At 39.1% G+C, this 3403-nt stretch carries 3 protein-coding genes; 2 read left to right on the forward strand and 1 reads right to left on the reverse strand.

All coding sequences use genetic code 11. The features are described from left to right. Positions 1-1255: glycoside hydrolase family 97 N-terminal domain-containing protein (locus tag L654_RS0100210; protein WP_024606908.1), on the reverse strand; the 1255-nt coding region annotated here is incomplete at its 3' end. A gap of 158 nt (positions 1256-1413) precedes the next feature. On the opposite strand from L654_RS0100210, the gene L654_RS0100215 reads away from it, so the two are divergent. Further along, positions 1414-2037, forward strand: coding sequence for a plastocyanin (locus tag L654_RS0100215; RefSeq protein WP_024606909.1), 624 nt, complete (start codon positions 1414-1416; stop codon positions 2035-2037). After that, entirely contained in the window at positions 2027-3259 is a 1233-nt protein-coding gene (locus L654_RS0100220; RefSeq protein ID WP_024606910.1) for a hypothetical protein, read from the forward strand. Before L654_RS0100215 ends, L654_RS0100220 begins: the two co-directional genes overlap by 11 nt. Positions 3260-3403 lie beyond the last annotated feature (144 nt).

Below are 3403 nucleotides of genomic sequence, written 5' to 3' on the forward strand. Positions count from 1 at the left end.
CTATACGTTTTATATTTCCGCCATCGGCTACATAACCTGTTTTTACTTGGCTTACGTTTGATTTTTCGTAAAGAGCAAAGGCATCTTCCATTTGGTCACGGTAGTTGCTTACATTGCCTGATGTTTCGTGATGGCCAATGAGCTGTACGCCTTTTTCTTTGCCGTATTGAGTAAGCGCTGCTATATCAAAGTCGTCGTACGGTTTGGTAAAGTTAAATACATCGCCATTAAAATACCAATCGCCATCCCAGCCAATATTCCAGCCTTCAACGAGTACGCCATCAAAACCATACTGCGCTGCAAAATCCATATAGTATTTTGTGGTTTGCGTAGTGGCGCCGTGTTTTTTACCGCTACCCCAAGTTTGCGTGTTTATATGCATACCCCACCAAATACCCACGTATTTGCCAGGCTTAACCCACGACACGTCACCGAGTTTATTAGGCTCGTTTAGGTTTAGTATTATATCTGAATTAACTAAGCCAACAGCGCTGTCGGCTATTTGAATGGTGCGCCATGGTGTTTTAAAAGCACCTTGTTTTTTAACGGCGACACCATCTGACCACGGCGTTAAATCTGCAGTAAACGTACCAGAGCGGCGTTGATTAAGCACCATGCCTGCGTAATCAACAAGTGCGGCTTCATGAATACTAATATGAGTACCGTCACTTGTTTTAAACGTAAATGGTGTGTGAGCTAGTGGAGCTTCGTTAAGTGGGGTGGTGTTGTAAACATATTCGTAGCGGTTCCAGCCACGAGCAGGTATCCACCATGCTGTTGCATCATGGCTATTGTTTATAGCAAATTCAGTCAGCTCTTTGGTTATTTCTGTATGTTCGAAGCCGGCTTGTTGTGGCACTTCGTATCGAAAACCTACACCACTATCAAATGCTTTAAATCGAATTGTGTAGGTACCTTTATTTGGCTCATTTTTTGTAAAGGTAACGGCTACTTCGTTATATTCGTCAACAACGTTTTGGCGTTCGCCCCAAGGTTGTTGCCACTGTGTATTAACGCTTTGTTGTTCAATGCTTTTAATTTTAAAGCCGTCGCTAAAAGCTGCTTGTGTTTTAAATTCAAACCCCAGTAAAGATTTGTTTATAACTGCTTTGTTTTTAAATTTTATTGCGTAGCTTGGCGTGTTGTTTTCGTCAGAGATGCTTACTGTTATTTGTGTGTCTGGCGATTTTAGCTCTACGGTTTGTCCGTAGCTATTACTAGCAAAGGCTAAAAGCACAAGTGCTGGTATTCTCATGGTGTGTCCTTAGATGAGTCGGTGGTGACATCTAAGGATAATGACTGTTGATGATTAATACGACTGCTTACATACGTATTCAATGTTTTAAAAAATAGAAAGAATTTGGTGGCTTAATCGGTCTATAATGTAAACAAATTGATAATAGCGACAAGAAAATGATAAAAAGCTTACTTTATGTATTTTTACTAAGTGTTAGTACTGGAGTTTTTGCAGCAAATATTACAATTAAAAATGCTAATAATGACCCATTACCTAATGCTGTTGTATGGCTAACTGCAGGAGACACCTCTAGCGTTATTCCTCCAGAAGCACCTTATGCGATGACCCAGAAAAATCGAGAATTTAAGCCGCGTATTTTAGTTGTCCCACAAAATGCAAAGGTAGAGTTTCCGAATGCGGACTCAATCATGCATCATGTTTATTCATTTTCTAAAGCCAAAACATTTGAATTAAAGCTATATAAGGAGCACCCAAAAGCGCCCATTACTTTTGATCAAACGGGTGTTGTTGAGCTTGGCTGTAATATTCATGATTGGATGTTAGGTTATATTGTGGTGGTAGATAGCACTATTTTTGCAATCACTGATGAAAACGGGAATGTTGATTTAAATGCCAATGCAGGCGAATACACGTTAAGTGTTTGGCATTCTGGGTTTAGTGATATTAGTAAGGTTGAATCTCAAACTATCAATGTGGCTACTAACCCTATCACTTATAAAGTAAAGCAGGAAATTACGGAGCAAATTGATTTTGCTACGGATGAATTTGATGACTATTAATCGCTTAACGAGGCTGGCATTTTTAGCCGGTGCTTTATGTTTTAGTAATGTGTTGTATGCACAAGTAAAAGGCTTAATACAAATTAGAGCCGTGCAGGGTGACGATATACGTAGTTTCCAAGAGGGCGGCCTTGGGCTATATCGGCACGATACTAAAAGCGACGAACTTATTTTATCCCAAGGTATTTTAGATTTTAATGTTGATTTAGCATCTAGTTGGTCGGCTCATGGGGTGTTAAATGCGAATCAAGATCCTGACGTTGGCCTTGGTTTTACGCAGGCTTATATAAAGTATCAGCCGCTATCTAACAGCAACTATAAATGGCACATGCGCGTGGGGGGCTTTTACCCACTTATGTCGCTTGAAAATCCTGATATAGGGTGGACTTCTCCTTATAACTATACAAACTCAGCTATTAATAGCTGGATAGGCGAGGAAGTACGCACTGTTGGCGTAGAGGTAACTATTAAGCGCCCAGCAAAACGTTTTAACAGCGCTCATAGCTTTAGCTTTGTAGGTGCTACATTTAAAGGCAATGACCCTGCAGGTACTTTACTTGCGTGGCGTGGTTTTGCATTACACGATAGACAAACTACATTTAACGAAAGTATAAAATTTGCATCTATAGCATCTTTAGACAAGTACGAGTTGCGCTGGCAAGCTAATCAGGTATTGCCTTTTGAAGAAGTTGATGGTCGATTTGGTTATTACGTAGGTATGCATTGGGATTATTTGAAAAAATCACAATTTAGAATTTACTACTATGATAACAACGGCGATCCAGCGGCGGTTAATTATAGTTCAGGCCAATATGCTTGGGATACTCGCTTTACAAGCGCCGCTTGGCTTTATAAGTTTAATAGTAAAACACGTTTAATAGCACAGGTACTTAATGGTAAAACTGAAATGGGCAGTAACGCATTAATTGATAATGCTTTTTATAGCCATTATTTAATGCTGAGCCATAAAGAAGGCAAACATCGAGTTTCAGTACGTTATGATTATTTTAAAGTTACTGACAACGACACAACCGCGTTTGACCCTAATGCAAGTAATGGGGAAGGCTTAACAGCAACATGGCGCTACCAGCTCACTAGTAAACTACAAATAGGGGTTGAAGGTTCTGCACTTAAAAGTGTTGCAAAAAATAGAGAGCCAATTGGATTTAATGAACGAATCTCGCAGCAGCAAATAATGCTAAATGCGCAATGGCGTTTTTAAAAGTATAAAAAAGGGAGCATTTAAATGCTCCCTTTTTAGTTTAATAAAATTGGTATAGATTATACCAACCTGCATAAATCTTTGATCAATTTAACGAATTAAATTGCACTATAACGTCGTTAAAAATTTTTTATTTAGAACAAC

Origin of the sequence: Pseudoalteromonas sp. TAB23 (assembly GCF_000498075.1) — a bacterium.
GTDB classification, from domain to species: Bacteria; Pseudomonadota; Gammaproteobacteria; order Enterobacterales; family Alteromonadaceae; genus Pseudoalteromonas; species Pseudoalteromonas arctica.

Coding starts and splice junctions, on each gene's coding strand:
- L654_RS0100215 (WP_024606909.1), top strand. CDS start 1,414: ATGATAAAAAGCTTACTTTATGTATTTTTACTAAGTGTTAGTACTGGA.
- L654_RS0100220 (WP_024606910.1), top strand. CDS start 2,027: ATGACTATTAATCGCTTAACGAGGCTGGCATTTTTAGCCGGTGCTTTA.